28 protein-coding genes are annotated in these 24,807 nt (G+C 64.1%); 13 read left to right on the top strand and 15 right to left on the bottom strand.

What is annotated here, in order from left to right; translation table 11 throughout:
* Positions 1-23: 23 nt before the first annotated feature.
* The 3 genes from NKH89_RS30530 to NKH89_RS30520 are packed head-to-tail and all read right to left on the bottom strand — an operon-like array spanning position 24 to position 2,762.
* Positions 24-932: an SDR family oxidoreductase gene (locus tag NKH89_RS30530; RefSeq protein WP_023718825.1), complete on the bottom strand. Its 909-nt coding sequence runs from the start codon at positions 930-932 to the stop codon at positions 24-26.
* Complete coding sequence (gene queG / locus NKH89_RS30525; RefSeq protein ID WP_023718826.1) at positions 929-2,089, bottom strand: tRNA epoxyqueuosine(34) reductase QueG; 1,161 nt, start codon at positions 2,087-2,089, stop codon at positions 929-931. The genes NKH89_RS30530 and queG overlap by 4 nt, the downstream gene beginning before the upstream one ends.
* Positions 2,070-2,762 (bottom strand): glutathione S-transferase family protein, encoded by a 693-nt coding sequence (locus tag NKH89_RS30520; protein ID WP_023678968.1) that lies wholly within the window; start codon positions 2,760-2,762, stop codon positions 2,070-2,072. The genes queG and NKH89_RS30520 overlap by 20 nt, the downstream gene beginning before the upstream one ends.
* Positions 2,763-2,923: 161 nt before the next feature.
* Here NKH89_RS30520 and NKH89_RS30515 point away from each other — a divergent pair, with 161 nt between their 5' ends.
* The gene (locus NKH89_RS30515; RefSeq protein ID WP_023718827.1) at positions 2,924-3,730 is read left to right on the top strand and encodes an undecaprenyl-diphosphate phosphatase; all 807 of its coding nucleotides are present in this window, start codon (positions 2,924-2,926) and stop codon (positions 3,728-3,730) included.
* A 94-nt stretch (positions 3,731-3,824) separates the two neighbouring features.
* The gene (locus tag NKH89_RS30510) at positions 3,825-5,060 is read left to right on the top strand and encodes a flavin-containing monooxygenase (RefSeq protein WP_352910969.1); all 1,236 of its coding nucleotides are present in this window, start codon (positions 3,825-3,827) and stop codon (positions 5,058-5,060) included.
* 115 nt (positions 5,061-5,175) lie between these two features.
* Here NKH89_RS30510 and NKH89_RS30505 read toward each other — a convergent pair whose 3' ends face one another.
* The 4 genes from NKH89_RS30505 to rsmI form a co-directional block, all read right to left on the bottom strand.
* Positions 5,176-5,451, bottom strand: coding sequence for a metallothionein (locus tag NKH89_RS30505; protein WP_352910966.1), 276 nt, complete (start codon positions 5,449-5,451; stop codon positions 5,176-5,178).
* 44 nt (positions 5,452-5,495) lie between these two features.
* Positions 5,496-6,533, bottom strand: coding sequence for a complex I NDUFA9 subunit family protein (locus NKH89_RS30500; RefSeq protein WP_352910964.1), 1,038 nt, complete (start codon positions 6,531-6,533; stop codon positions 5,496-5,498).
* Between the two features lie 216 nt (positions 6,534-6,749).
* Positions 6,750-7,127, bottom strand: a complete 378-nt coding sequence (locus tag NKH89_RS30495; protein ID WP_023718831.1) for a YraN family protein — start codon at positions 7,125-7,127, stop codon at positions 6,750-6,752.
* Entirely contained in the window at positions 7,120-8,046 is a 927-nt protein-coding gene (gene rsmI / locus NKH89_RS30490; protein WP_352495438.1) for a 16S rRNA (cytidine(1402)-2'-O)-methyltransferase, read from the bottom strand. The genes NKH89_RS30495 and rsmI overlap by 8 nt, the downstream gene beginning before the upstream one ends.
* A 175-nt stretch (positions 8,047-8,221) precedes the next feature.
* On the opposite strand from rsmI, the gene NKH89_RS30485 reads away from it, so the two are divergent.
* Both NKH89_RS30485 and NKH89_RS30480 read left to right on the top strand, forming a co-directional pair.
* Complete coding sequence (locus NKH89_RS30485; RefSeq protein WP_023718833.1) at positions 8,222-8,404, top strand: hypothetical protein; 183 nt, start codon at positions 8,222-8,224, stop codon at positions 8,402-8,404.
* 7 nt (positions 8,405-8,411) lie between these two features.
* Positions 8,412-8,600, top strand: coding sequence for a hypothetical protein (locus tag NKH89_RS30480; protein WP_352910961.1), 189 nt, complete (start codon positions 8,412-8,414; stop codon positions 8,598-8,600).
* Positions 8,601-8,790: 190 nt separating this feature from the next.
* Here NKH89_RS30480 and NKH89_RS30475 read toward each other — a convergent pair whose 3' ends face one another.
* Genes NKH89_RS30475 through rph form a run of 5 tightly spaced genes read right to left on the bottom strand, consistent with a single transcriptional unit; the run spans position 8,791 to position 12,114 of the window.
* Positions 8,791-9,111: a low molecular weight protein tyrosine phosphatase family protein gene (locus NKH89_RS30475; RefSeq protein WP_023718835.1), complete on the bottom strand. Its 321-nt coding sequence runs from the start codon at positions 9,109-9,111 to the stop codon at positions 8,791-8,793.
* A 5-nt stretch (positions 9,112-9,116) separates the two neighbouring features.
* Positions 9,117-10,280: a radical SAM family heme chaperone HemW gene (hemW, locus tag NKH89_RS30470; protein ID WP_023718836.1), complete on the bottom strand. Its 1,164-nt coding sequence runs from the start codon at positions 10,278-10,280 to the stop codon at positions 9,117-9,119.
* Positions 10,277-10,954 carry an RdgB/HAM1 family non-canonical purine NTP pyrophosphatase gene (gene rdgB / locus NKH89_RS30465; RefSeq protein ID WP_023718837.1) on the bottom strand — a complete coding sequence of 226 codons (678 nt, stop codon included), beginning with the start codon at positions 10,952-10,954 and terminating at the stop codon, positions 10,277-10,279. The genes hemW and rdgB overlap by 4 nt, the downstream gene beginning before the upstream one ends.
* The gene (locus tag NKH89_RS30460; protein ID WP_023718838.1) at positions 10,954-11,364 is read right to left on the bottom strand and encodes a VOC family protein; all 411 of its coding nucleotides are present in this window, start codon (positions 11,362-11,364) and stop codon (positions 10,954-10,956) included. Before NKH89_RS30460 ends, rdgB begins: the two co-directional genes overlap by 1 nt.
* 33 nt (positions 11,365-11,397) lie before the next feature.
* The gene (rph, locus tag NKH89_RS30455; protein ID WP_023718839.1) at positions 11,398-12,114 is read right to left on the bottom strand and encodes a ribonuclease PH; all 717 of its coding nucleotides are present in this window, start codon (positions 12,112-12,114) and stop codon (positions 11,398-11,400) included.
* 132 nt (positions 12,115-12,246) lie between these two features.
* On the opposite strand from rph, the gene hrcA reads away from it, so the two are divergent.
* From hrcA to NKH89_RS30425, 6 genes are all read left to right on the top strand, one after another.
* Positions 12,247-13,359, top strand: a complete 1,113-nt coding sequence (gene hrcA / locus NKH89_RS30450; protein WP_352481369.1) for a heat-inducible transcriptional repressor HrcA — start codon at positions 12,247-12,249, stop codon at positions 13,357-13,359.
* A gap of 33 nt (positions 13,360-13,392) precedes the next feature.
* Positions 13,393-13,590 (top strand): hypothetical protein, encoded by a 198-nt coding sequence (locus NKH89_RS30445; protein ID WP_023718841.1) that lies wholly within the window; start codon positions 13,393-13,395, stop codon positions 13,588-13,590.
* Positions 13,591-13,691: 101 nt separating this feature from the next.
* On the top strand, positions 13,692-15,044 hold the full coding sequence (locus NKH89_RS30440; RefSeq protein ID WP_352910957.1) for a PQQ-dependent sugar dehydrogenase: 1,353 nt from the start codon (positions 13,692-13,694) through the stop codon (positions 15,042-15,044).
* Positions 15,045-15,131: 87 nt separating this feature from the next.
* Positions 15,132-15,749 (top strand): LysE family translocator, encoded by a 618-nt coding sequence (locus tag NKH89_RS30435; protein WP_023718843.1) that lies wholly within the window; start codon positions 15,132-15,134, stop codon positions 15,747-15,749.
* A gap of 165 nt (positions 15,750-15,914) precedes the next feature.
* Complete coding sequence (gene cysK / locus NKH89_RS30430; RefSeq protein WP_023718844.1) at positions 15,915-16,895, top strand: cysteine synthase A; 981 nt, start codon at positions 15,915-15,917, stop codon at positions 16,893-16,895.
* Between the two features lie 182 nt (positions 16,896-17,077).
* A complete protein-coding gene (locus NKH89_RS30425; RefSeq protein ID WP_023718845.1) occupies positions 17,078-17,701 on the top strand; it encodes a glutathione S-transferase family protein in 624 nt (207 codons plus the stop codon).
* Positions 17,702-17,716: 15 nt separating this feature from the next.
* On the opposite strand, the gene NKH89_RS30420 is transcribed toward NKH89_RS30425, so the two are convergent.
* Both NKH89_RS30420 and NKH89_RS30415 read right to left on the bottom strand, forming a co-directional pair.
* A complete protein-coding gene (locus NKH89_RS30420; RefSeq protein ID WP_352495443.1) occupies positions 17,717-18,973 on the bottom strand; it encodes an RNA polymerase sigma factor in 1,257 nt (418 codons plus the stop codon).
* Positions 18,973-19,326, bottom strand: coding sequence for a YciI family protein (locus NKH89_RS30415; protein ID WP_023718846.1), 354 nt, complete (start codon positions 19,324-19,326; stop codon positions 18,973-18,975). The genes NKH89_RS30420 and NKH89_RS30415 overlap by 1 nt, the downstream gene beginning before the upstream one ends.
* 258 nt (positions 19,327-19,584) lie before the next feature.
* Here NKH89_RS30415 and NKH89_RS30410 point away from each other — a divergent pair, with 258 nt between their 5' ends.
* The 3 genes from NKH89_RS30410 to NKH89_RS30400 all read left to right on the top strand — a co-directional run bounded on the left by NKH89_RS30410 (position 19,585) and on the right by NKH89_RS30400 (position 23,201).
* A complete protein-coding gene (locus NKH89_RS30410) occupies positions 19,585-20,544 on the top strand; it encodes a TAXI family TRAP transporter solute-binding subunit (RefSeq protein WP_352481372.1) in 960 nt (319 codons plus the stop codon).
* 180 nt (positions 20,545-20,724) lie between these two features.
* Entirely contained in the window at positions 20,725-22,821 is a 2,097-nt protein-coding gene (locus NKH89_RS30405) for a TRAP transporter permease (protein ID WP_352495444.1), read from the top strand.
* The gene (locus NKH89_RS30400; RefSeq protein ID WP_023718849.1) at positions 22,818-23,201 is read left to right on the top strand and encodes a DUF1850 domain-containing protein; all 384 of its coding nucleotides are present in this window, start codon (positions 22,818-22,820) and stop codon (positions 23,199-23,201) included. The genes NKH89_RS30405 and NKH89_RS30400 overlap by 4 nt, the downstream gene beginning before the upstream one ends.
* Here NKH89_RS30400 and NKH89_RS30395 read toward each other — a convergent pair.
* On the bottom strand, positions 23,114-24,784 hold the full coding sequence (locus tag NKH89_RS30395; RefSeq protein WP_352910954.1) for a saccharopine dehydrogenase family protein: 1,671 nt from the start codon (positions 24,782-24,784) through the stop codon (positions 23,114-23,116). The genes NKH89_RS30400 and NKH89_RS30395 overlap by 88 nt on opposite strands.
* Between the last annotated feature and the right edge of the window lie 23 nt (positions 24,785-24,807).

Genomic DNA, 24,807 nt, shown 5'->3' with positions numbered 1-24,807 from the left:
CCACGCCCCGCGCAACGTATCGATCACGACCGTTTCATCGGACTGCGCGCCTCGCCGTCGCGCCAGTCGCCGCTCGCCCACATGGCGTCGAGAGCCGAGCGGTAGTCGGGGAAGCGAAAGCCATAGCCGGCCGCCTTGATCGCCGCGTTGGCGACACGCTTGTTCTCGCCATAGAAGGACCGCGCCATGGGCGAAAGTTGGGCGGTCTCGAACGGAATTTCGGGCGGCGGCTCGATGCCCATCAACCTGGCGGCATAGGCGACGACGTCCTGCGGCGGCGCCGGCAGGTCGTCGGTGACGTTGAAGATGCCGCCGCGATCGCCTTCGGCTAGATGCCAGAGAGCGCCGGCAATATCGTCGCAATGGATGCGGTTGAACACCTGGCCCGGCTTGACCAGTCGCCGGGCGGTGCCGTTTTCGAGATTGACCAGGGCGTTGCGGCCCGGCCCATAAATGCCGGAAAGCCGCAGGATCGCCACCGGCCGGTGGATGTCGTGGCCCAGTTGCAGCCAATCCTGCTCGGCTGCGACACGCATCACCGACCGCTTCGACAACGGCCGGCATTCGGCGGCCTCGTCCACCCAGTTGCCGCCATGGTCGCCATAGACGCCGACGGTGGAGAGATAGGCGATCCATTCGAGCTCCGGCATGTTGGCCACGATCACCTCGCGTGCCGCGCCCAGCACCGGGTCGCCGGCCTCGTCCGGCGCGACCGAGACGACGAGATGGGTTGTCTTCCCAAGCGCATCGCCGATTTCGGAAGTCGGCGTGCCATCGAAACGCAGCGGCACGATACCGGCTTGCCGCAGCGCCGCGAATTTTTCCAGCGACCGTGTTGTACCGAAGATCGTTGTGTCGGCATCCCTGTTGGCGCCGGCGAAGGCCCTGCCCGAATAACCGGCGCCGAAGATGAAAATCTGCTTTTTTGTCATGTATGGGCCTCGATCGGCTTTGGCAGGGCCAGAAGCCATTCGCCTCTTACCGCCTCGTCACCTTCTACTTGCAAAGCGGCTGCGGCACGTTCGGCAAATTCCTGACCCGGCACTAGCCGCGACAGCGCCCATACCGCGGCGCCGCGAACCAGCGGCGAGGCATCGTCGAGCAGCGCGCGGACGGCGCCGGCCAGCGACAAGTCCTGGGAATTGCCGGCCGCGATCAGCACGTTGCGGATAAAACGGTCGCGGCCGATGCGCTTGACCGGCGAGCCCGAAAAAAGCGCGCGGAAGGCAGCGTCGTTCAGGCAAAGCAGCTCGGCGAGCGGCGGTTCGCGCAAGTCCGCGCGGGCGGCAAGCTTAGCCTCGGAGGCAGCTTGGGCGAACTTGTTCCACGGACAGGCGGCCAGGCAGTCGTCGCAGCCATAGATGCGATTGCCGATCTTTTCCCGGAACTCATGTGGGATCGGTCCTTTGTTCTCGATGGTGAGGTATGAAATGCAGCGCCGCGCATCGAGCCGGTAAGGCGCCGGAAAGGCGTCCGTCGGGCAGGCGTCGAGACAGGCGCGGCAGGAGCCGCAATGATCGTCCTCAGGCGCGCCCGGCACCAGCTCGGCCGTCGTGAAGATGGTGCCGAGGAACAGCCAGGAACCATGGGCGCGGCTGACCAGGTTGGTGTGCTTGCCTTGCCAACCGAGGCCGGCCGCCTCGGCCAGCGGCTTTTCCATCACCGGCGCGGTGTCGACAAACACTTTGACGTCGCCGCCGGCGCGCGCAACAAGCTTGCCGGCGATCGCCTTCAGCCGGCCTTTCATGACGTCATGATAATCGCGGTTCTGCGCATAGGCGGAGATCGCGCCGCGATCGCGTTTTGCCAGGATGTCGCGCGGGTCGCGGTCGGGGCCGTAATTCATCGCCAGCACGATGATCGAGCGGACCTCTGGCCAGAGCGCCGCTGGTTTGCCTCGCCGCTCGAGCGTTTCGGCAATCCAGCCCATCGAGCCGTGAAAGCCGTCGGCAACGAATTCGGCCAGCCGTTCCGGCGCCCGCGGAATCGCATCGGGCGTTGTGACGGCGACGGCGTCAAAGCCGGCGTTCCGCGCCTCGCGGTCGATCAGCGCGCGCAGCTTTGCCGTATCAGAAATCGAGGTCCGCATAATGTGACACCGGCGACAGGCCACGCACCCGGTCGGACAGAAGCGGCCGGAACGAAGGCCGTGATTTCACCCTTGTATACCATTCGCGCGCGGCGCTGTGTTCGCGCCAGTCGATCTCGCCGAGATAGTCGAGCACCGACAGTGCCGCCGCCGCCGCGAGATCGGCATAGGTGACCTTGTTGCCGGCCAGCCAATGACGGGTGCCGGCCAGCCAGTTGGTGTATTTCATGTGCTGGCGGATATTGGCGCGGGCGGCGCGGATCGCCGCCGAATCGGGCGAGCCGCCGCCCGCTGTTTCCGGCATGACCGGCTTCAGAACGCGCTCGCGCACCAGATGCCGGGTAACCTCGCTTTCCGCCTTGTTGAGGTACCAGTCGGTCAGCCGGCGGATTTCGGCGCGTTCCATCGGGTCTTCGGCGAATAGCCGCTTGTCGCGCTTGAGTACGCCGCGCGTCTCGTCGAGATATTCGGCAATGACCACTGCGCCAACAATCGGCACGTCGCCCTCGGCAAGCAGGATCGGCAGCGTGCCGGCCGGGTTCAGCGCCAGGAACTCCTTGCGCCGCGTCCACGGCTTCTCTTCGATCAGTGCCAGTTCCTCGCCATACTCGCCAAAGGCGAGGCGGACGAAGCGGCAGCTGGCGAACATCGGATGGTGGAAAAGCGTTAGCATGGTCCCGCGATAATAGAGCGCACTGGCAAATCGCCGGCTGCGCCGGTAAGTCTTGGCCGCCCGATTCAGGGGCTGTCAGGGTGCTGCGACCTATAGGGGGAGTTCCGCGCCGTGACAAGCAAGCCGTTTTCTCAAGCCCTCCCTCCAACGCCGAGGTTGCCATGGAAAGCCAGACCGTCGTCGAAGCACTGCTGCTCGGCATGCTCGAGGGCCTGACCGAGTTTATTCCGGTGTCTTCGACCGGTCATATCCTGCTCGCCGGCCATTTCCTCGGCTTTCATTCGACCGGCAAGGCCTTCGAGATCCTGATCCAGCTCGGCGCCATATTGGCGATCCTCAGCGTCTATTTCCACCGGCTCTGGAAGATGCTGCTCGAACTGCCATACGATCGGCTGACGCGGCATTTCGTCCTTGGCATTCTCATCGCGTTCCTGCCGGCGGCCGTAGTCGGCGCGCTGGCGCATGATTTCATCAAGACGGTGCTGTTCGAATCGCCGCGGCTGATCTGCATCATGCTGATCATCGGCGGCGTCATCCTGCTGCTGGTCGATCGCATGAAGCCGAAGCCATATTACCACGATGTCGAGCGGTTCCCGACCAGGCTCTATCTGCAGATCGGGCTGTTCCAGTGCTTGTCGCTGATCCCCGGCACATCGCGCTCGGGTTCGACCATCGTCGGCGCGCTGCTGCTCGGGGTCGACAAACGGGCGGCGGCGGAATTCTCCTTCTTCCTTGCCATCCCGACCATGGTCGGCGCCTTCGCCTTCGACCTGTTCAAGAACCGCAATGTGCTGAGCAGTGCCGACCTGCCTATCATCGCCGTCGGCTTCGTCGCCGCCTTCGTCACCGCGCTAATCGTCGTGCGCTTCCTGCTCGACTATGTCTCGCGCCATGGCTATGCGCTGTTCGGCTGGTGGCGGCTGGTCGTGGGCATCGTCGGCCTGGCGGGGCTGGCAATCTGGGGGTGAGCCGGCGCGGATAGCGCAATCCCAGCCGGAACTCTGTTCTTGCCCGAAGCCGAGCCATACGATCTTGTGGACGTATGGTTGGCAGGGGGAATGCATGAGCGAAGTTCTTGACGCCCTCGTTATTGGCGCCGGTCCGGCGGGGCTCGGCGTCAGCTACTTCTTGAAACGGCAGGGCCGCGACCACCGTGTGCTCGATCGAGGCCGGATCGGCGAAACGTGGCGAACGCAGCGATGGAATTCGTTTCGACTGAATTCGCCGACCATTCGCTCCATCTTACCCGGTGATTCCTACGAGGGGCCGGAGCCCTGGGGCGCGATAACCCACCATGAATTTGTCGCGTATCTCGAAGGCTATGCCGAGCGGCACCGCCTGCCGGTAAGCACCCAAACTCCGGTTCAAGAGCTGACGAGAGACGATGGGATCTTTCGCGTCACTACGGCGGCTCGTGGCGTGCTTCTGGCGCGCAATGTGGTGATCGCCACCGGCGGCCAGAACCGACAGGTCCGGCCACCAGGGTCGGCGGAATTGCCGGCGGCAGTTCGCCAAGTCGATTCTTCGGCTTATCGCAACCCGGCCGAGTTCGAGAATGGCGCGGTGCTGGTGGTCGGCAGCGGCCAGTCGGGCGGCCAGATCGCCGAGGATCTGGCGGTGGCCGGACGTGCGGTCTTTTTGGCGACCAGCCGCAACGGCCGTTGGGTGCGGCGCTACCGCGGGGGCAACATACTTAAATGGCTGACGCTGTCCGGTTTTCTCGACGTTCCGCGCAAGGAACTCGTCCTCCCCTCCGGCAAGCTGCAGGCCCGCGCGCTGGTCGGCGCGACCCATACAATCAGCCTGCAATCGCTGGGTGCACAGGGCGTGGTGCTGCTCGGCCGCTTCAGGGGCGTGGAGAATGGCAGCCTCGTCTTCGGCGACGAACTCGACGACCATATGCGATTTGCCGACGAGGTTTCGGCGAATGCCAAGCGCCTGGTCGACGAGTACATTGAGCGCGCCGGCCTCGATGCGCCCCTGGCCGAGGATGATCCAGCCGAGACGGTTGCCCCGCGCTTGCCCGATCCTCCGATCCGCTCCCTCGACTGGACGGCGAGCGGCATCAGATCAGTGATCTGGTGCACGGGTTTCACCGGCGATTTCTCATGGGTCCGGCTTCCTGGCGCGCTCGATGCGGCCGGCCAGCCCGTCCACGAGGATGGCGTCGGCGCTGTTCCAGGTCTCTTTTTCGCCGGCCTCGATTTCGGGTCGACACGGAAATCGGGCACCATACCGGCCATTCCAGAGGAGGTGGCTGGCATTGTGGAGCGACTTGTCCAGGTGCGGCGGCCTTGACCTCGGCGCGTCTGGACCTCGGCTGGTCGTCGTCGGGCTGACAGCACTGGCCATATGGGGATGAGCCGGCGCAGTCATTCGGAATGGTCGCCCTGGAGACGCCAAAGGAGGTGCATCAAGGCGCGCGATCGGTCAGCGCGCTCGCACCTTCCTCAGCGGCGCAATGTGCGCAGCAGTAGATGATGTCATCCTGTTCGACGCCATGTCCGATGATCCGGCATCCGCAATGCGGACACGTCGGAGCAAGTTTCTCGACCGCGCATTCGAAGCTGTCGAATGTGTAGGTCTCCTCGGCCATCGTCACTTTGAAAGCCTTGTCGTAGTCATTCCCGCATTGATCGCATCTGGCCATGGTTCTTTTCCTTCTTTCATTGGCTTCAAGCTCGACCAACCTGTCGCGCGGCGATAGGTTCCCGCCAGGATCAGAGGGCCGTCCTAAGGCGGAGACGAGCGCGAGCCTACGCCACGGCGCTGTTCGATCACGCGGATCACCTCGTCGATATCCCGCGGCTCGATGTCGAGTTCCTTCAGGCCCGGCGCGTTGATTGCTGCCACATTATCCTGACGCATAAGATCGATCTGGTTGCGCGTTATGGGGGCAGCCGGGAGGAGTTCCGCGACGCCAGCCAAGGCGTTCCATACAGCAAACGGCACCGGCATCAGCTTTACGTGCGTATCGAGCTGTCGGGCGATCTCCCGAAGCAATTCCTTATAGGTATAGATACGCGGGCCCCCGAATTCGAATATGGATGAACCCTTGTGGCTTCGCCCGTCGATCAGCCGGCTCACTGCTTCCGCGACGTCGGCCACATAGACCGGCTGAAGCCGTGTGCCACCATCGCCGAACAGCGGATAGACCGGCAGGAGGCGTATCAGCCTCACAATGGTCGTGAGGAAAGCGTCGTCAGGTCCTGTCATGACGGCGGGACGCACAATGAAAGCGCCGGGAAATGCGTTTCCCACGGCAACTTCTCCGCGCCCACGTGCCCTTATATAATTCGAATCCGATTGAGGATCGGAGCCGATCCCTGAAATCTGGACGAACTGATCGATCTCGACCTTGCGCGACACGGCAGCGAGATCGGCCGCGGCTTTCACATGGACGCGTTCAAAGGTCTGGACGCCCTGCTCGACGTAAAGACTGATAGCATTCACGACCGCCTGTGATCCGGTAATGGCCGACCCAATCGAGGACGCATCCAATATATCCGCCTCGACTGCTTCGGGCATCCTTGTAATCGAGGAAAAGACCAGGGCCACGCGAGCCGGATGGCGAGATGCGGCGCGCACCGTGAAACCCCTTTCCAGGAGCCGCGTCACGATCCTGCGCCCGAGAAAGCCAGTTCCGCCGAACACGGTGACGATCCGTTCCTGGTTGAGATCGTCAGGATCCATTTGCCTCGCCATCCCTTGTCCTCGCACGCCTGCCACGAGGACTGCCCTGATCGGCATTTGAACCAGCCCGTCGAACATCAGGACGGTTGGAGAACAACGCAGGAACGCTTTTGTTCCAGTCAGTGCTGGGCGGAGACCAGGTCGACAAACCGATCGATTGAGCGAATCCAGGTGAGCGTCGGCACATGATCCAGGCGGCAAATGGCGCTACTTGCTTGTTCCCATCGACGAGACGACAGGCAATCGAATCTGAACCGGAGATCGCGGCAAAACCGACCCCACTTCGGGAATGACCTAGTTCCCCCCGTAAAAAACGTTCTCGACATGCACCGGCCAGCGCCACGGCAATACCGCCACCATGTCGAAGCGCACCGATAATTTTCCGTAGTCGGATTGGCGCGACAGCCAGAAATCGGCCGCGCCTTCGATGCGGCGCTCCGATTCGCGGCCGACGGCCTCCATCGCCTCGATCAGCGTACGGCGTGCCTTGACCTCGACGATCAGCACCAAATCGCCACGCCGCGCGATCAGGTCGATCTCGCCAAACCTGGTACGGTGGCGGCGGGCAAGAATCCGGTAGCCCTTCAGCATCAGCGCCGCCGCCGCCAGCCATTCACCGTGATGGCCGCGCCGGTAGGCCTTTTGCCGGCTGGCGCTCCGCCGTTCAGCCATCGCGGTCTCCGCCGGCCCCGTCTCTTCCGGCATTCCTGAGGTCGAGCAGCCGTCGGTAGAGCGTCTGTTTTTGGCCACCCGTCATCTTGGCGGCTTCCGCCGCCGCCTTGGAGGCCGGCATCTCGGCCGCCAGCGAAAGCAGCAGCCGGTCGATGTCTTCAGGCTCATCAGCGACCGCATCGGCCGGGCCGACGCAGATGACGATTTCGCCCTTAGGCGTATCGGCTGCCGCGTAATGGCCGGCGAGTGACTGCAGGGTGCCGGTCCGCATCTCCTCGAAAGTCTTGGTCAACTCGCGGCCGATCGCCGCCTTGCGGGCGCCGCCCAGCACCTCGACCATGGCACTGAGCGTCTCGGCCAGCCGGCGCGGCGATTCGAAGAAGATCAACGTTGCCGGCACCGCCTTCAGCGCTTCCAGCCGCGTCAGCCGCTGGCCGGTCTTCACCGGCAGGAAGCCGGCAAACAGAAAGGCGTCCGAAGGCAGGCCGGATGCCGTCAGAGCGGCAAGTGGCGCCGACGGTCCGGGGATCGGCACGACACGAATGCCGCGTTCCAGCGCCTCGCCAACCAGCCGGTAGCCGGGATCGGAGATGAGCGGTGTGCCGGCATCAGAGATCAGCGCTACGCTCTGCCCGGCCAGCAGTGCCGCGATCAGCTTCGGCCCGGCCTCGGCGGCATTGTGCTCGTGATAGGCGGTGGTGCGGCGGCGGATGCCGTAGCGGTCGAGCAGGACGCGCGAAACACGCGTGTCCTCGCAGGCGACGATATCTGCGGCGGCGAGCGTTTCCAGCGCGCGCAGCGTGATGTCGGCGAGATTGCCGATCGGCGTAGCCACCAGATAGAGCGCCGGCTCGAGCGGCCGGGCGGCGATCTCGGTCTGCCCGACCACATAACTGCGTTTGGCCAATTCGCCGGTCACCTGCACAACTCCGTTCGACCCTGTTTGGCACGGCTCACGCCTGGTTGCAAAAGCCTGGGTTGCAAACGCCCGGTTCCAAACGGGGTCCCGACGTGAACCGGCCGCCATGCCTTTGCCATAGTAGGGAACGAAACCGTTGCCGGCGAATTTTAACCCTGATCTCGGGAGGAGCAGGATGGACAGCCTGACGATACAGGACGTTTTCGAACCCTATTATGCCGGCCGCAAGCGCTTCGCCGCGCCAGGCGACAAGAGCCTGCGTGGCAACGCGGATGGCGAGGCCAGGAAACCGCTCGCACGCCAGCCATTGGCAGAGAGCAAGCCCGTAACCGAAACCGACAGCACGACGGAGCACTGACCGGACGATGCCCAATCGCTTCGATATTTTCATCATCCGTCTCGAAACAAAAAGCGCCCGCGATGGCGCAGCATCACATCCCACAGGCGACCAGCATTCTGCCCCGCGCGACAAGAGCGAGATCAAGCAGACCCGCTCCGGAGAAGCGCATGCCGAGAAGGACCGCGGCAAGCGTCGTTTCAAGCACGACGCTTGATCCTCTTTTCGTCATCCTGGGACGGAGCAAGGAGCGCAGCGACGCGGCGCAGACACCCGGATCCATGCCGTAATATTCAAGCGTTTCGACAGTTCAGAATTATTCTACCGCAGCATTCTTCGACAAGGGTAGCGGCATGGATCCTCGGGTCAAGCCCGAGGATGACGAAGGCGCAGTAGCGCGACAGCCTTCAGAGATATCGCGATACCTTCACCGCCAGCAACCGGACCAGTTCCGGGTCCATGAATTCATAGTCGTCGGGAATATCGAGGCAGATCACCCGAGCCTTCCTTAGACTGGCCCTGAATTTCTGCTGCAGTTTGCCGCGGTGCGCCTTTTCCATCACGAAGATGATATCGGCCCAGGCGACAAGTTCGTGCGTCAACGGAGTGTCGGCATCGTGATTGGTGCCGGCCGAAGCGACCTCGATGTCCCTGCGACCGGAAAACACCTGCTCCGCCGTCGGGCTGCGCAAGCGATTCTGGCTGCAGACGAAGAGAACGTTCTTCACCGGTACTATCTGGCCAGATCCGCCACGACGGCATCGAGCACGATCATGCCGGCCGGCGTGGCGCGCAGGCGGGCATTGCCGATCGGCGCCACCAGGCCTTCGTCCTGCAGCACCGACAGCCGTGCCGTCGACAGGCCGCGCCCGGAAAACGCCTCGTAGCGGGAAAGGTCGATGCCTTCCGCCAGCCTCAGCCCCATCAGCAGGAACTCGTCGGCTTCTTCCGATCGCGTTAGGATCTCGCCGCCGGTGACGCCATGGCCCTTGGCCTCGACCAGATTGGCCCAGGTCTCCGGCATTTTCTCGGCGATTGTCACCACGCGCCGCCCGCTCTCGACGAAACGGCCATGCGCGCCGGGACCGACGCCGACATATTCGCCATAGCGCCAGTAGGTGAGATTGTGCCGGCTTTCGGCGCCGGGCCTGGCGTGGTTGGAAATCTCGTAGGCCGGCAGTCCGTGCGCGGCGGTGATCTCCTGCGTCAACGCATAGAGATCGGCGGCAACATCGTTGTCTGGAATGATGAATTTCCTTGCTGCATGCAGTGCATGGAACGGCGTGCCTTCCTCGATGGTCAGCTGGTACAGCGACAGATGGTCGGCGGCGTGGCCGATCGCCTGCTCGAGTTCCGTCTGCCACGCTTCAGGCGTCTGGTCCGGCCGCGCGTAGATCAGGTCGAAGGACAACCGTGGGAAAATCTCGCGCGCCAGGCCGATCGCATGCAGGGCCTCATCGACATTGTGCAAACGGCCGAGAAAGCGCAGATCCTTGTCGTTCAGCGCCTGCACGCCAAGCGACACCCGGTTGACGCCCGCCGCGCGATAGCCGCGAAAGCGCTCGGCCTCGACCGAGGAAGGATTGGCCTCCAGCGTCACCTCGATGCCATCTGGTACCGTCCAGTTCTTCGCCACGGCATCCAGCACCGCCGCCACGGTCTGCGGCTTCATCAGCGACGGCGTACCGCCACCGAGAAAGATGCTTGTCACCTCGCGCGGCCCGGTGCGGCCGCGCATGGTCGCCAACTCGGCCTCGAAGGCGCGCGCAAAACGCTCCTGGTCGACCGGCTGGTGGCGGACATGGCTGTTGAAGTCGCAATAGGGGCACTTGGCCGCGCAGAACGGCCAGTGGATGTAGACGCCAAAACCCGGGCTGCGGTCGAGCAGCATGGTCATGCCGCGGCCAATCGGGCTTGCGCGAATTTCTGGAAGGCGCGGGCGCGGTGCGACAATGCTGTCGGCTGGCCCGGCTTCCAGCCATGTTTTTCCTCAGCGGTCATCTCGCCGAAGGTTTTTTCGAACCCGTTGGGCAAGAACACCGGGTCGTAGCCGAAGCCGAGTTCGCCGCGCGGCGGCCATACCAGCGTACCTTCGACCTCGCCGCGAAAATATTCAGCCTGGCCGTCGGGAAAGGCTAGGCAGATGACCGCGACAAAGCGGCCCTTGCGCTGGGCAGGCGCGATCGCGCCAACTTCCTGCAAGGCCACTTCCGTGCGCTGCATGGCCATGCCGAAGTCGCGGGGGCCGTCCGGCGTCTCGGCCCAGTTGGCAGTGTAGACGCCGGGTGCGCCGTCGAGCGCATCGACACATAGGCCGGAATCGTCCGACAGCGCCGGCAATCCAGTGGCCTTGGCAGCGGCCAAGGCTTTTATGAGCGCGTTCTCCTCGAAAGTGGTGCCGGTCTCGTCCGGTTCCGGCAAGCCGTATTCCTTGGCGGACCTCGCTTCTATGCCGAACGGCGCCATCAGATCGGCGAATTCGCGCAATTTGCCGGCATTGTGGCTTGCGACGACGATCTTATGCCCATCAAGCGAATGAACAATTGGCGAATGAACAGTCTGCGAATGCATCAGATGCCCCAGATTCTTGGCTCGGCGAATTCGATCGAATTGCCCGAGGGGTCGCGAATATAGATCGAGCGGCCGCCTTGCGGCCACTCGAACTCGCTTTCGATGGCGATGCTCTTTGCTTCCAGGTGCGCTTTCCAGCGCACGATCTCGTCGGCGCTTGCGGCGAAACAGAGATGGCCCTCGCCGACGGCGCCATGCGGCGGCACTGGCAGCCTGGCGTCGGCCGGCGGCGGCACTTTCGTCGCCTCGGCATTGAAGATAAGCAGCACGCCGTCGCCGCAGCGGAAGAAGAGATGCCTGCCCTCGACCTTGCCGAGCGGATCGAGCCCGAGGACGCCCGAATAGAACCGTTCCGCGGCAGCGAGATCCGTCACGTAGAGTGCTGATTCCAGGATTGCGGAAGGAGTCACAGGATCGTCACCCTCATCGTCATAACCTGAAGATCAGTCCACCGCCATCTGCTGCAGGCTGACCAGGCGCTGAATGCCTTTCTTGGCCAGCCCCATCAAGGCCGCGAACTGCTCTTCCGAGAACGGTTCGCCCTCGGCCGTGCCCTGGATCTCGACGATGCCGCCCTTGCCGGTCATGACGAAATTGGCGTCGGTTCCGGCCGAGGAATCCTCGATATAGTCAAGGTCGATGACCGGCTGACCATCATGGATGCCGCAGGAGATCGCCGCAACGTGATCCTTCAGCACCTTGCCCAGGCTCGCCATTTGGCGGGCTTCCATCCAGCGCAGGCAATCGTAAAGCGCCACCCAGCCGCCGGTGATCGAAGCGGTGCGCGTGCCGCCATCGGCCTGGATCACATCACAGTCGACGGTGATCTGCTGCTCGCCGAGCGCCTGCAGATCGACCACGGCGCGCAGGGAGCGGCCGATCAGCCGCTGGATCTCCAGCGTGCGGCCGCCTTGTTTGCCGGCCGAAGCCTCGCGGCGCATGCGCTCGCCGGTCGAACGCGGCAGCATGCCGTATTCCGCCGTCACCCAGCCCTTACCGGAGTTGCGCATCCAACCCGGCACCTTTTCCTCCAGGCTGGCCGTGCACAGCACATGCGTGTCGCCGAACTTCACCAGGCACGAGCCTTCCGCATGCTTGGAGACGCCGCGCTCGAAGGAGATGGGGCGCATTTCGTCGAACTGGCGTTTGGAAGGGCGCATTCAGGCTTCTTTCTTTCTTCGGGATCTTGGCCGGCTTGTAGCCGCACGGGGCGTGAGGCGCAAAGGAAAATGGACCGGTTGCGCCGACGCCGCGGAAGTCTATATCTTCGGGCCGGAGGTTTTTGGCTCGAAATGACCAAGGCAGTCGATCCCGGTTCGCAATCGCACGTGCTCCCGTCGCACGCGCTGCAATCGCCCGCGCTTCAATCGCTCGACATGCGTTCGCGCGACATCTTCCGGCGCATCGTCGATTCTTATCTGAGGGATGGCGAGCCGGTCGGCTCGCGCAGCCTGTCGCGCATCCTGCCGTCGTCGCTATCGCCGGCCACCATCCGCAACGTGATGAGCGACCTCGAGCATCTCGGCCTGATCTATGCGCCGCATATTTCGGCCGGCCGTCTGCCGACCCAGGCTGGCCTGCGCTTCTTCGTCGATGCGTTCATGGAACTCGGTGACCTCTCCGACGAGGAGCGCCGCACCATCGAGGCGCAGGTGCGCGCCTCCGGCTCGGGCGCGACGCTGGAGCATATGCTGACCGAGGCCAGCCAGATGCTGTCCGGCATGTCGCGCGGCGCCGGCCTTGTGCTCGCCGCCAAGAACGAGGTGGCGCTGAAGCACATCGAATTCATCCAGCTCGAGCCGACCAAGGCGTTGGCCGTGCTGGTCTCGCAGAACGGCGACGTCGAAAATCGCGTCGTCGATCTGCCCGCCGGCATCACCGTCTCGCAATTGCACGAAGCCTCCAATTTCCTCAACGCCCATATTCGCGGCCGCACCCTGGCCGAAGCGCGGGTCGAGATCGCCCGCATCAAGGAAGAGACCAGGGCAGCCCTCGATACGCTTTCACAGGATCTGGTCGAGAAGGGCCTGGCGGTCTGGGCAGGCGCCGAAAGCGGGGTGCCTGGGCGGCTTATCGTGCGCGGCCGCGCCAATCTCCTGGAAAACGTCACTGCCCAGGCCGACATCGAATTGCTGCGGCATCTCTTCGAGGATCTCGAAACCCAGGACGGACTGATCCAGCTCCTCGACCTCGCCGAGGAGGGCCCGGGCGTGCGCATCTTCATCGGTTCGGAAAACAAGCTGTTTTCTCTGTCGGGCTCATCACTGGTGGTGGCACCCTATCGCGACAAGGACGCCCGCGTCGTCGGTGCGCTCGGCGTCATCGGGCCGACGCGGCTGAATTATGCGCGCATAGTACCGATGGTCGACTATACCGCGCAGCTGATTTCGCGCATGCTGCGCTAGGAGCCGCCGCGGCCTGCCGCAAGGAGAAAAAGAATGGCGCTGGAATCGTTCAAGGCCCAGATCAGCCTGCTGCTCGAAGAAATGATCAACCAGCCAGAGGATCAGCACGAGGTGCAAGAGCAGTTGCGCGAGAAGCTGCAAGAGATGCGGGCCATGGGCTTGCCGCTGCCGGCCGATCTGGTCGCGCTGGAAAAGCGCCTCGACGACGATTTCTACGCCGCCGGCAAGTGAATCGGGGTTCGGCTTCAAATCCTCGTGTGCTGGACGGCCGCTTGGAACGACCAATGCCTCATCCCGTTTGCCCTTTTCGAGGCGAATCCCGGAGGACGTTGATGATCCGATCTGGCGGCTTTGCGGCCATTGCCGCTGCTCTCCTTGTTGCGACACCGGCAGCCGCCCAGCAGGCGGATCAGAAGGTGCTCAAAGGCGAAGCCGCTTTTGGCGATTGGCACGCCGACAGGCCTGGCACCCGCCGCCTGATCGGGGCGCAAGACATGCCGCCAGCCGATCCCGCCCAATCCGCTTCGAACGGCGCCGGCGTGGCGGAACGGCCCGAAAGCGCCAAGCCAGATTTGCCGCCGGGCTTTTCGGCCGAACTGATCGCATCCGGCATCGTCAATCCGCGCGTCGTGCGCGTCGCTCCGAATGGCGACCTGTTCGTTGCCAACAGCCATGCCGACCAGATACGTGTCTACCGTCTCGCCGAGGACAGCGCCAAGCCCATCGAGAAAGCGATCTTCGCCAAGGGGCTCAGTTATCCCTACGGCATCGCCTTCTATCCGCCAGGAGACAAGCCGCAATGGGTCTATGTCGCAAACAGCGACAGCATCGTCCGCTTTCCTTATCGCGACGGCGACCTGAAGGCATCCGGCAAACCAGAAACCATTGTCGCGGAAATCCCGTCGGGTGGTCACACGACCCGCGACATCGCCTTCTCGCCGGACGGCAAGACGCTTTATCTGTCGGTTGGCTCCGCGTCGAACGTCGGCGAGGACATGGAGGAGCCGGATGATGGCTTGGACGCCTGGGTGAACTCAAAGCCGCTCGGTGCGGCCTGGGGCTCCGAGGACGGCCGTGCCGATGTGCTCGCCTTCGACCCGGATGGGAAAAATCCCCGAACTGTCGCCACCGGCCTGCGCAACTGTACGGGCATGACCGTGCAGCCCGCCACCGGCGCATTGTGGTGCGTCGTCAATGAGCGCGACGAACTCGGCGACAATGTGCCGTTCGAATTTGCAACTGCAGTCAAGGACGGCGGATTCTATGGTTGGCCTTGGTACTACATCGGCAATCACGAGGATCCGCGCCATCAGGGCGAGCGGCCCGACCTCGCCGGCAAGGCCACTGTCCCCGACGTGCTGATGCAGGCGCATTCGGCGCCGATGAACATAGCCTTCTACGACGGCAACAACTTTCCGGCGGATTATCAGGGTGACGCCTTCGTCACCATGCATGGTTCGTGGAACCGTGGCGCCAGGACCGGCTACAAGGTGGTGAGGCTCAAATTCAGGGATGGCAAGCCGACCGGCGAATATGAGGACTTCATGACCGGCCTCGTTATCTCGAACGACGCCGTCTGGGGCCGCCCGGTCGGTATCGCCATCGCCAAGGACGGCTCGCTGATCGTCACCGAGGACGGCAACGGCACCATCTGGCGCGTTACCCACGAAGACGGCCGCTCTTGAACGGCGGTGTCGCCTGCTGCGCTGGCGCAATCGAATCCGGGCCGAGGGAATTCACCCAACTTCCACATTGTGCGACAAGAGCGAATCATGACGCTCACCGGGTTCCTCGCCTATAGTGCTGCCCTCGGCATCGCCGCAGCCATCCCCGGCCCCGGCGTCACCGCACTCGTTGCGCGTGCGCTGGGTTCCGGCTTCCGCTCGTCGCTGGCCATGTCCTTCGGGCTGATGCTCGGCGACCTGACGTATCTCACGGCCGTGGTGCTCGGCCTCGCTTTCGTCGCACAGACCTTTGGCATGATCTTTCTGATCATCAAATGGCTGGGCGTCGCCTACCTCGCTTTTCTTGGCTGGCGTTTCTGGACGAACGGCATCACGCCCGAGACGGTGGAGGCGAAGAAAGGCAAGGGCGGCTTGGCATCCAGCTTTGTAGCCGGTCTCGCCGTCACGCTCGGCAATCCGAAGACGATGATCTTCTATCTAGCCATCACCCCGACCATCGTCGATCTGAAGACGATCACGCTGGCCGATTACGGCATCCTAGTTGCGCTCACGATCGTCGTCCTGCTTGTGGTGCTGGTGCCTTATCTGGCGCTCGCGGCCAAAGCGCGCTGGTTCCTGAAGTCGCCGCGGGCGCTGAGGGCACTCAACCGCACCGCCGCCGGTTTCATGATCGGGGCGGCGGCAGCTATCGCCGCCCGCCAATAGACCTCTTTCGCCAAGCCGGCCAGGAATTGTCACGCCTTTCCAAGGCGAGGGCATTCGGCACGAACTTCACTCGGATATTTTCGATCGACAGCCTATCTTGCGCGGCGGATGGCTCTATCTTATGCCCGCCCGACTCTTGCCGCTTGACCTCTGGGAGGAAAATCAATGAACAAGCCCGCCACCCCCACACACGTGCCCGGCCGCGGCCGCATCTACAATTCGATCACCGAGACGATCGGCGACACGCCGTTGGTGCGGCTCGACAAATTCGCCAGGGAGAAGGGTGTCGTCGCCAATCTGCTGGCCAAGCTCGAATTCTTCAACCCGATCGCCTCGGTCAAGGACCGCATCGGCGTGTCGATGATCGAGGCACTGGAGGCTTCTGGGAGGATTACGCCCGGCAAGACCACGCTTATCGAGCCGACCTCGGGCAATACCGGCATCGCGCTCGCCTTTGCCGCCGCCGCCAAAGGCTACAAGCTGATCCTGACGATGCCGGAAACCATGTCGGTCGAGCGCCGCAAAATGCTGGCGCTGCTCGGCGCCGAGCTGGTGCTGACCGAAGGGCCGAAAGGCATGAAGGGCGCCATCGCCAAGGCCGACGAGCTGGCCGCGACGCTGCCCGATGCCGTCATTCCGCAACAATTCGAGAACCCGGCCAATCCGGAAATCCATCGCCGCACCACAGCCGAGGAAATCTGGAACGACACCCATGGCGAAGTCGATATCTTCGTTGCCGGCATTGGAACCGGCGGCACCATCACCGGCGTCGGCCAGGTGCTGAAGAAGCGCAAGCCCTCGGTGCATGTCGTCGCCGTCGAGCCGGAGGCCTCGCCGGTACTGTCCGGCGGCCAACCCGGCCCGCACAAGATCCAGGGCATTGGCGCCGGCTTCGCACCAAAAATCCTCGACACGACGATCTACGACGAGATCGTCAAGGTCTCGAACGAGGATTCGGTCGCCAATGCACGGCTCGTCGCCCGTCTCGAAGGTGTACCGGTCGGCATCTCGTCGGGTGCCGCCCTGCAGGCGGCGATCGTCGTCGGCTCGCGGCCGGAGAACAAGGGCAAGAACCTCGTCGTCGTCATCCCCTCCTTCGCCGAGCGCTATCTCTCCACGATCCTATTCGAGGGATTGGGTGCTTAGAGTCTGGACAGGAGTTTTGGCCGGTTCGTAGCGATCCTTCGCGCTGCCCCTCCGGCATAAAAAGTTCTGTTTCGACGCTTCGGCGTGGACTGCTGAAAAACCACCTGTGGCGGGCGTCGTTCGCTTGAGCGGCGAGTCACTTCCATATCAAATCGTCGCTGCACCGGCAGGTGGAGGACTTCATGTACAAGCTCTATACGCGTGCCAATACCGGCGGCTTTGTCGTCGAGGCGGCGCTTGCTTTAGCGGGAGTGCCTTTCGACCAGATCGATGTTCCAAAAGGCCGACCCAACCAAGCCTTCCTCGACATCAATCCCTTGAACCAGGTCCCGGTCCTGGTCTTGCCGGACGGGCATTCGATGACCGAGTCGGCGGCAATCTGCATCCTGCTCGCCGAACGCTATCCGGAAGCAGCTCTAGCGCCGGCAGCGAACACACCTGACCGTGCCGACTTCCTGCGCTGGATGTTTTTCATGTCCTCCGTCATCTATTCGGCTGACCTGCGGTTCTTCTACGCTCATCGCTACACGACAGATCCCGGCGGCGTGGAAGCCGTCAAACAGGCGGCGGTCTCGGAAATGGATCGCGGCTTCGCCATTCTCGATGCCGCCCTCGAAGGCCGCGACTGGCTGGTCGGCGACCGGCTCTCGCTGGCCGACATCTATCTCGTCATGTTGGTGGCTTGGCATCCCGAGGTCGCGAAGATTCCAACCGCTTGGCCGAACATCGAACGCCTGTGGGCCAATTTGCGGGAACATCGGGTGATAAAGAGGCTGAATGCTTCCCACGACATGTGGCCGGCCTAAGCACTCCGCCTTGTCTCAGTGTCTTTCCGCGCGGTCGAGACCTGCCCGTCGTTCCTGCAGGAACCGGCGCACGGCCGGATCGCGTTCGAGGCCGATAGCCCGGTCATAGGCCTCGCTCGCTTGCGGAACTCTGCCGAGTCTTGCCAGCAGGCCCGCTCGGGCGGCCCAGTAAGGTTGATAGTCATACAGCCGCTTGTCGCCGCTGAGTTGATCAAGGGCGCCCAATCCTGCCGAAGCACCTTCGGCCTCGGCAATCGCCACCGCACGGTTGATCGACACCACCGGCGAGCCGGCAATCACCGACAGCGCGTCGTAGAGCTCCTTGATCGCGACCCAGTCGGTGCCGCCGGTCAGCCGCCTTGTCGCATGGGCTGACTGCACGGCGGCCTCGAGCTGGTAGCGGCCGACCACGCCCTTGGCAGCGGCGCGCCCGAGCAGCATCTCCGCTTCGTCGATCATTGTATCGTCCCACAGTGCAAGATCCTGCTCCGCTAGCGGCACATAGTCGCCTGCCGCATTGCGCCGCGCTGCGCGCCGCGCTTCGGCGAACAGCATCAGCGCCAGCAGGCCGAGTGCTTCCGGCTCATCCGGCATCAGCGAGGCGACCAGCCGGCCGAGCCAGATGCCTTCGGTCGCGAGATTGCGCCGCTGCGCTTCGGTGCCGGCGGGGTCGGACCAGCCTTCGGCAAACGCCGCGTAGATCGCTTCCAGAACGGTGCCCAGCCGCTCGCCGAGTTCGGCCCGCTCCGGCACGCGGAACGGAATGCCGGTCTCGCGGATGCGGGCCTTGGCGCGCACCAGGCGCTGGCTCATCGTGGCCGGCGAGACAAGAAAGGCCGAGGCGATGGTCGCTGCGTCGAAGCCCAGAACCGTCTGCAGGATCATCGGCGCGCGGATACCGGCCTCGATCGCCGGATGAGCGCAAGCAAACATCAGCCTGAGCCGCTCGTCCGGCAGGTCTTCGTCGGCCATGCGTGCCTCCATCTCCTCCGCGATCAGCCTGAGGTGGTCGCGGCCCGCCTCGCTTGTCAGCCGCCGTCTGAGCGCGTCGACGCGGCGCCGGCGCGCCACCGCCAGCAGCCAGGCTTCCGGCTTGTTGGGCACGCCCGCCTGTGGCCAACGCTCGAGCGCCGCTGCAAAGGCATCGGCCAAGGCGTCCTCGGCAGCGGCCACGTCGCGCGTGCGTGCGGCGAGATAGGCGACCAGCTTGCCGTAGCTTTGCCGGGCGGCCGCTTCCGCCGCCGCCCGTGCGGTGTCGGGCAGTTCAGGCATCACATGGTGAGTTCCCAGATCGGCCGCACCTCTACCGTGCCGGTGCTGGCGCCCGGGCAGCGCGCCGCCCAGGCAATAGCCGCGTCGACGTCCTCCGCTTCGATCATATAGAAACCGGCAAGCTGCTCCTTGGTGTCGGCATAGGGGCCGTCGAGCACGTTGGTCTTGCCATTGGCCATCCGCACCGAGGTAGCGGATTGCGTCGGCTTCAGCCGGTCGCCGGCGAGCCAGGCGCCCGATTTCTTCAGCGCTTCGGTGTAGGCGACATAGGCGCTCGACATCTGTGTCACCGCATCTGCCGGCGCGGCCGCCATCCCCGCTTCGTTTCCGTAGATCAAAAGCATATATCGCATGGTCTTCTCCCGTTTCTCGAAGGCCGCATCGTTGCGAGCCGGACGTATGTCGCGCGGCCCTGCCCGATTTCGACAGGCGCTGGAAAAATCTTTCGGCCGCGATGCGATCTCGCGCAAGCGCCGATGTGTTACGGCATCGCCTAGCCGTTCGTCTAATCGCTGCTATTGCGGGTTGGCATTTCCCGCCCGCTGTCTAAACTCGCTTCGCTTCGTGCCGCAGAGGAGGGCACGGCGGCGCATTTTCAGGGAGGAAATCGCATGCTCAATTTCAGGACGAAATTTGTTGCAGCCGGCGCGCTGGCGCTGTCGCTTGGCCTTGGCGCGGTATCGGTCAAGGCACAGGAATTCATCAACGTGCTGACCGGCGGCACGTCGGGCGTCTACTATCCGCTCGGCGTAGCGCTGTCGGAGATCTATGGCAAGGGCATCGAAGGCGCGCGTACCCAGGTGCAGGCGACGAAAGCGTCGGTCGAAAACCTCAACCTGCTGCAACAGGGCAAGGGCGAGATCGCCTTTGCGCTCGGCGATTCCGTCAAGCTGGCCGCCGAGGGCAATACCGAAGCCGGCTTCCCAGGCAAGCTCGACAAGCTGCGCGGCATTGCCGCCATCTATCCCAACTACATCCAGATCGTCGCCAGCAAGGAGTCCGGCATCAAGACGCTCGCCGACCTCAAGGGCAAGAGCCTGTCGGTCGGCGCGCCGGCCTCGGGCACCGAGCTCAACGCCCGCACGATCTTCGCCGCTGCCGGGCTGAAATACGAAGACCTCGGGCGGATCGAATATCTGCCCTTCGCCGAATCGGTGGAGCTGATCAAGAACCGCCAGCTCGACGCTACGCTGCAATCGGCTGGCCTGGGCGTTGCCTCGATCCGCGACCTCGCCACCTCGGTCCCGGTCAACATCGTTGCCGTGCCGGCGGAGGACGTCGCCAAGATCGGCTCGCCCTATCTTTCCGTGGTCATCCCGAAAGGCACCTATGAGGGCCAGACCGATGATGTCGCGACCGCCGCCGTCGGTAATTTCCTGATCACCAGCGCCGATGTCTCCGACGAGACCGCCTACCAGATGACCAAGCTGCTGTTCGAGCATCTCGACCAGCTCACCGCTGCCCATGCCGCCGCCAAGGCGATCGACCCGGCCAAGGCGCTCGACGGCATGCCGGTGCCGCTGCATCCAGGCGCCGAGAGGTATTACAAGGAAAAGGGATTGGTGAAGTAAGGCGCCATCCCTCCCCCTTGAGGGGAGGGTGGCCCGCAGGGCCGGGAGGGGTCCTCGGCGACGCGCTCCATCGTTCAGGCAAAGGTCGAGGCAGTTGAGGTTACCCCACCCGTCCATCCGCCTTCGGCGGCTGTCCACCCTCCCCTCAAGGGAGAGGGACGCCCCCCAGGAACCCCGCCAATGACCGAAACCCCGACCGTTCTTTCCACCACAGCCGAAATCGCTGTCGAAGGCCTGCCACCGGGCTTCGGCGAAGGCATCGCCGGCAAGGCGGCTTTTTTTATCGCCGTCGCCTTCTCCATCTTCCAGATCTACATCGCCGCCTACGGCAGCCTGCCGAGCCAGGTCGTGCGCGCCATGCATGTCGGCTTCCTGCTGCTGCTCGGCTTTGCCCTGATCGCCAATCTGCGTGCCAAAAGCGTCCCGGCGAAAGCAGTCTTCTGGACTCTCGGCGTGCTCGGCTTCGCCACCGGTCTGTACAACTGGGTATTCTATGCCGACCTCATCCGCCGCTCTGGCTTCCTCACCACGCCTGACCTGATCGTCGGCGCGGTGCTGGTCGTGCTGGTCTTCGAGGCGGCGCGGCGGTTGATGGGACTGCCGCTTGCCGTTATTGCGTTCATCTTTCTCGCCTACGCATTTGCCGGCAATCATCTGCCACCGCCTTTCATCCATCGCGGCTATGATTTCGCCCAGCTCGTCGACACCTTCGCCTATGGCACCGAAGGCATCTACGGCACGCCGATCTATGTCTCGGCCGCCTACATCTTCATCTTCGTCGTCTTCGCCGCCTTTCTCGAACGCGCCGGCATGATCGCGCTGTTCAACGATTTTGCACTTGGCCTGGTCGGCTCATGGCGCGGCGGCCCGGCGCAGGTCTGCGTGCTGTCCTCGGCGCTGATGGGCACCATTTCCGGCTCCGGCGTCGCCAACGTGGTGGCCAGCGGCCAGTTCACCATCCCGCTGATGAAGCGCTTCGGCTTCCGCTCGGCCTTCGCCGGAGCCGTCGAGGCGACCTCGTCGATGGGCGGCCAGATCATGCCTCCGGTGATGGGTGCGGTTGCCTTCATCATGGCCGAGACGCTGAACATTCCCTATGCCGCGGTGGTCAAGGCGGCGATCATTCCGGCGCTGCTCTATTTTGGCGCCTGTTTCTGGCAGGTGCATTTGGAGGCCGGCAAGGCCGGCCTGCACGGCATGGCCAAGGCCGACCTGCCCAATCCGTGGGATGCGGTGAGACAACACTGGCCGCTGGTACTGCCGCTCGCAGCACTGATCTATCTGCTGTTTGCCGGCTACACACCGGTCTTCGCCGGCACCATGGGCCTGGCGTTGACCATTGTGCTTATCCTCGGCACGCCGCTGGCGGCATCGATCGGGCCGCTCGCCTTCCGCGTCGTCTTCTGGCTGGCGCTCGGGCTTGCCGCCGCTTCCTTCATGAAGTTCGGCGTCAACATCCTCAGCCTGGTCATCGCCGTGCTGGTCGTCGCCTGCCTCACCTTCAAGGGCGGGCGCGAGACACTGCGCATATGCGTCGATTCCCTTGCCGAGGGAGCAAAGAACGCGCTGCCGGTCGGCATTGCCTGCGCCATCGTCGGCATCGTCATCGGCACGCTGACGCTCACCGGCATCGCCTCGACCTTCATCGGCTGGATCATCTCGATCGGCGAGAACAATCTGTTCCTGTCGCTGCTTTTGACCATGCTCACCTGCCTGGTGCTCGGCATGGGCATCCCGACCATTCCCAATTACATCATCACCTCGTCGCTAGCCGGGCCGGCGCTTCTGTCGCTCGGCGTGCCGCTGGTGGTCAGCCATATGTTCGTCTTCTATTTCGGCATCATGGCTGATCTCACCCCGCCCGTGGCGCTGGCCGCCTTCGCCGCCGCACCCATGGCCAAGGAAAGCGGCCTCAAGATCGGCATCCAGGCCACCAAGCTTGCCATTGCTGGCTTCGTGGTGCCGTTCATGGCGGTCTATACCCCGGCGCTGATGCTGCAGGACCCCGGCCCGATCGCCGCCCAGTTCGGCTATCCCGTCGAGGTCGCCTACATCGTCATCAAAGCCTGCATGGGCATCGTCCTGTGGGGCGCCGCCGCCGTCGGCTTTCTCGCCCGGCGCATGGCCTGGTGGGAACGCCTCGTCGCCTTCGCCGCTGGCGTGCTGCTGGTTGCGGCGCTGCCGCTCACCGACGAGGCGGGCTGGGCGCTGTCTCTTGCCTGGATCGGGTGGCACTGCTGGCGCGCGCGGCAGGCGTCACTGGCCAATTCGGCATGAGCCTCTGCATCGTCGCGGCCGGCAAGACGATGACGCTCGCGGTCGCCGCCTTCACGCTCTCCTGGACGCATTCTGTGGAGAAGACCCAGTGGCAGGAAGACTGGAAGGTGCTGCCGTCCGGCCTGCAACTCGTCGAGGCACGAATCAAGGGCTCGGGCGCCGGCATGGAGCCGCCGCAAGGCTCGGCGCTGCGCGACGGCTGGTGGGTCTATGCGCTCCGGGTCGGGCCACAGCGGCGCCTGGTGCTCGCCGCCTCGGGCGCCACGGGTCAAGGCTGGACGCTGTGCACGGCTCAGGACTGCCGCGAATTTGGCAAGGTGGCAGGCGACACGATCTCGCTGGAGCCGTGCGGGTCGGAAGGCTCTAGCCAGCCACGGTAGCGGGCGATCATGCCGGCAAGCGGATGCGAGATATCGACATGGAAGCGGAAGCGGCCATCCTCCACCGTTTCGTAGGAAGTCGAGCGTGGACCGAGCCAGATCGGCAGCGGCAAGCCAAAAAAGCTCCAGCGGCGCAAGACCAGTGCCAGCCGGCCGTCCTCGGCAACCAGTGCCATCGCGAAGGTCAGCGGGCCGAAGCGTTCGCACAGCAGGCGCTGCGATCGACCCCGGCCTGCGAACTGTAGGCTCGAAAAACTGTGCTTGCCGAATGTCCGCGTCCAGGTCTCGCCGCCCTTGTCGGTGTCGAAGCGGACATGAACCGGGATGTCCTCGCTTGCTCCGGGGAAGCCGACCATCCAGGCCATTAGCCGGCCAAGAACATTGTGCCCGCGTTCTACGCTAGCGCGGCCTGCGGCCGTGATCGTACGGTCATGCATTGACCGAATTGCCTCGGGAAGGCCTTGCCAGGCGGCACCGAGCAGCTCGGTATAGAGCGGCTTGTCCTCGTCCGCGGCCCCGTTCCTGAAGCCGGTGTAGATCGTCCGCCCGGCGAACAGGGCCTCATAGTCCCGGAGCTCTAAATCGCGCACCGCCGCCCGTGCGCCCGGCGCGGGCTGATGTCCGGCCAGCACTTTGCGGACCAGCGCTTCAACCGCCATCGACGGGATCAGCGGCCCATCGTTGCCCTCGGCCAAGAGATGCCACGAGCGCTTGCCGGTGGCGCCCGCGCGGTCCGATCCCTCCACCTCGACGAACATGCCGCCGCGATGCTCGCCCCAGCGCAGCCGGTTCGTCGCCTGATGCATCAGCGGCGCCAGCGGCGAAAGCGAACCGATCAACCCGGCGCGCACCAGCCAGGCGAGGCCGATCAGGGCGCGGTGCAGCACCTCGGGTACCGGCCCGGCTCCCATCCAGATGGTCCTCGCCTCCGGCCAAAGCTCGGCCAGAGCACGCAGGTCCGGAACGTCGACCAGCGAGAACAGCGTGTTTCGAAGCGGCAGCTGGCCCGGCGGCGCGATAGTATAGCGCAGCTGCTCGGTAAACGGACAGCCTTGTTCGGGACGGCCATTACGAACAAGGCGCACCGGCTGACCGGTGTAACCGGCGATAGCGCGAATGACGTTTCCGCCGACACCGGCGAAGGGCGACGGCGCGATGCCGCCGCGAATTCCGTCGACCCGCGTCAGGTCCGAAGACAGGCGGCGCACAACCGCCGCCGTCAGCACCGGAAAGCTCGAGACTCCGGATAGCACGAAGACGCCGGCGTTTCGCGCCGCCTCGTCGAACGCAGAGACACCGGCGACGAAATCCGAGCCGTCGGCAAGATCGAGATAGTTGACGCGCCGGGCGATGCATGCCTCGATCAGGCCATAGCATCCCTCGCCATAGGCCTGGAACGGACCGCTCGCGTTGACCACAATATCAGGCTCAAATGCAGCGAGTTGCACGGCGAGATCGCCGTCACGGTCGAACAGTGCCGGCACTAGTTGCGCTGCCGTCGGGGCGCGCTTCTTGCAATACGCGTCAGCCTTGGCGAGCGAGCGCCCGGCGACGAACAGGATCAGATGGGGCTCGCCCTCCAAAAGCTACGGTGCGACCGCCAAAG

This window comes from Mesorhizobium sp. M0923 (assembly GCF_040319365.1).
Lineage (GTDB): Bacteria > Pseudomonadota > Alphaproteobacteria > Rhizobiales > Rhizobiaceae > Mesorhizobium.
The sequence above is the reverse complement of the archived record's forward strand: the minus strand, read 5'-3'. Positions and strand labels throughout refer to the sequence as shown.

What these genes read in the sequence shown, in the direction of transcription:
- queG (WP_023718826.1), bottom strand. Translation starts at nt 2,089, where the DNA reads ATGCGGACCTCGATTTCTGATACGGCAAAGCTGCGCGCGCTGATCGAC.
- NKH89_RS30520 (WP_023678968.1), bottom strand. Translation starts at nt 2,762, where the DNA reads ATGCTAACGCTTTTCCACCATCCGATGTTCGCCAGCTGCCGCTTCGTC.
- rdgB (WP_023718837.1), bottom strand. Translation starts at nt 10,954, where the DNA reads ATGCATTCGCAGACTGTTCATTCGCCAATTGTTCATTCGCTTGATGGG.
- NKH89_RS30510 (WP_352910969.1), top strand. Translation starts at nt 3,825, where the DNA reads ATGAGCGAAGTTCTTGACGCCCTCGTTATTGGCGCCGGTCCGGCGGGG.
- NKH89_RS30405 (WP_352495444.1), top strand. Translation starts at nt 20,725, where the DNA reads ATGACCGAAACCCCGACCGTTCTTTCCACCACAGCCGAAATCGCTGTC.
- hemW (WP_023718836.1), bottom strand. Translation starts at nt 10,280, where the DNA reads ATGACCATGCTGCTCGACCGCAGCCCGGGTTTTGGCGTCTACATCCAC.
- rph (WP_023718839.1), bottom strand. Translation starts at nt 12,114, where the DNA reads ATGCGCCCTTCCAAACGCCAGTTCGACGAAATGCGCCCCATCTCCTTC.
- cysK (WP_023718844.1), top strand. Translation starts at nt 15,915, where the DNA reads ATGAACAAGCCCGCCACCCCCACACACGTGCCCGGCCGCGGCCGCATC.
- NKH89_RS30480 (WP_352910961.1), top strand. Translation starts at nt 8,412, where the DNA reads ATGCCCAATCGCTTCGATATTTTCATCATCCGTCTCGAAACAAAAAGC.
- NKH89_RS30400 (WP_023718849.1), top strand. Translation starts at nt 22,818, where the DNA reads ATGAGCCTCTGCATCGTCGCGGCCGGCAAGACGATGACGCTCGCGGTC.
- NKH89_RS30435 (WP_023718843.1), top strand. Translation starts at nt 15,132, where the DNA reads ATGACGCTCACCGGGTTCCTCGCCTATAGTGCTGCCCTCGGCATCGCC.
- NKH89_RS30515 (WP_023718827.1), top strand. Translation starts at nt 2,924, where the DNA reads ATGGAAAGCCAGACCGTCGTCGAAGCACTGCTGCTCGGCATGCTCGAG.
- NKH89_RS30530 (WP_023718825.1), bottom strand. Translation starts at nt 932, where the DNA reads ATGACAAAAAAGCAGATTTTCATCTTCGGCGCCGGTTATTCGGGCAGG.
- NKH89_RS30420 (WP_352495443.1), bottom strand. Translation starts at nt 18,973, where the DNA reads ATGCCTGAACTGCCCGACACCGCACGGGCGGCGGCGGAAGCGGCCGCC.
- NKH89_RS30500 (WP_352910964.1), bottom strand. Translation starts at nt 6,533, where the DNA reads ATGTTCGACGGGCTGGTTCAAATGCCGATCAGGGCAGTCCTCGTGGCA.
- NKH89_RS30445 (WP_023718841.1), top strand. Translation starts at nt 13,393, where the DNA reads ATGGCGCTGGAATCGTTCAAGGCCCAGATCAGCCTGCTGCTCGAAGAA.
- NKH89_RS30485 (WP_023718833.1), top strand. Translation starts at nt 8,222, where the DNA reads ATGGACAGCCTGACGATACAGGACGTTTTCGAACCCTATTATGCCGGC.
- hrcA (WP_352481369.1), top strand. Translation starts at nt 12,247, where the DNA reads ATGACCAAGGCAGTCGATCCCGGTTCGCAATCGCACGTGCTCCCGTCG.
- NKH89_RS30410 (WP_352481372.1), top strand. Translation starts at nt 19,585, where the DNA reads ATGCTCAATTTCAGGACGAAATTTGTTGCAGCCGGCGCGCTGGCGCTG.
- NKH89_RS30425 (WP_023718845.1), top strand. Translation starts at nt 17,078, where the DNA reads ATGTACAAGCTCTATACGCGTGCCAATACCGGCGGCTTTGTCGTCGAG.
- NKH89_RS30440 (WP_352910957.1), top strand. Translation starts at nt 13,692, where the DNA reads ATGATCCGATCTGGCGGCTTTGCGGCCATTGCCGCTGCTCTCCTTGTT.
- NKH89_RS30495 (WP_023718831.1), bottom strand. Translation starts at nt 7,127, where the DNA reads ATGGCTGAACGGCGGAGCGCCAGCCGGCAAAAGGCCTACCGGCGCGGC.
- NKH89_RS30415 (WP_023718846.1), bottom strand. Translation starts at nt 19,326, where the DNA reads ATGCGATATATGCTTTTGATCTACGGAAACGAAGCGGGGATGGCGGCC.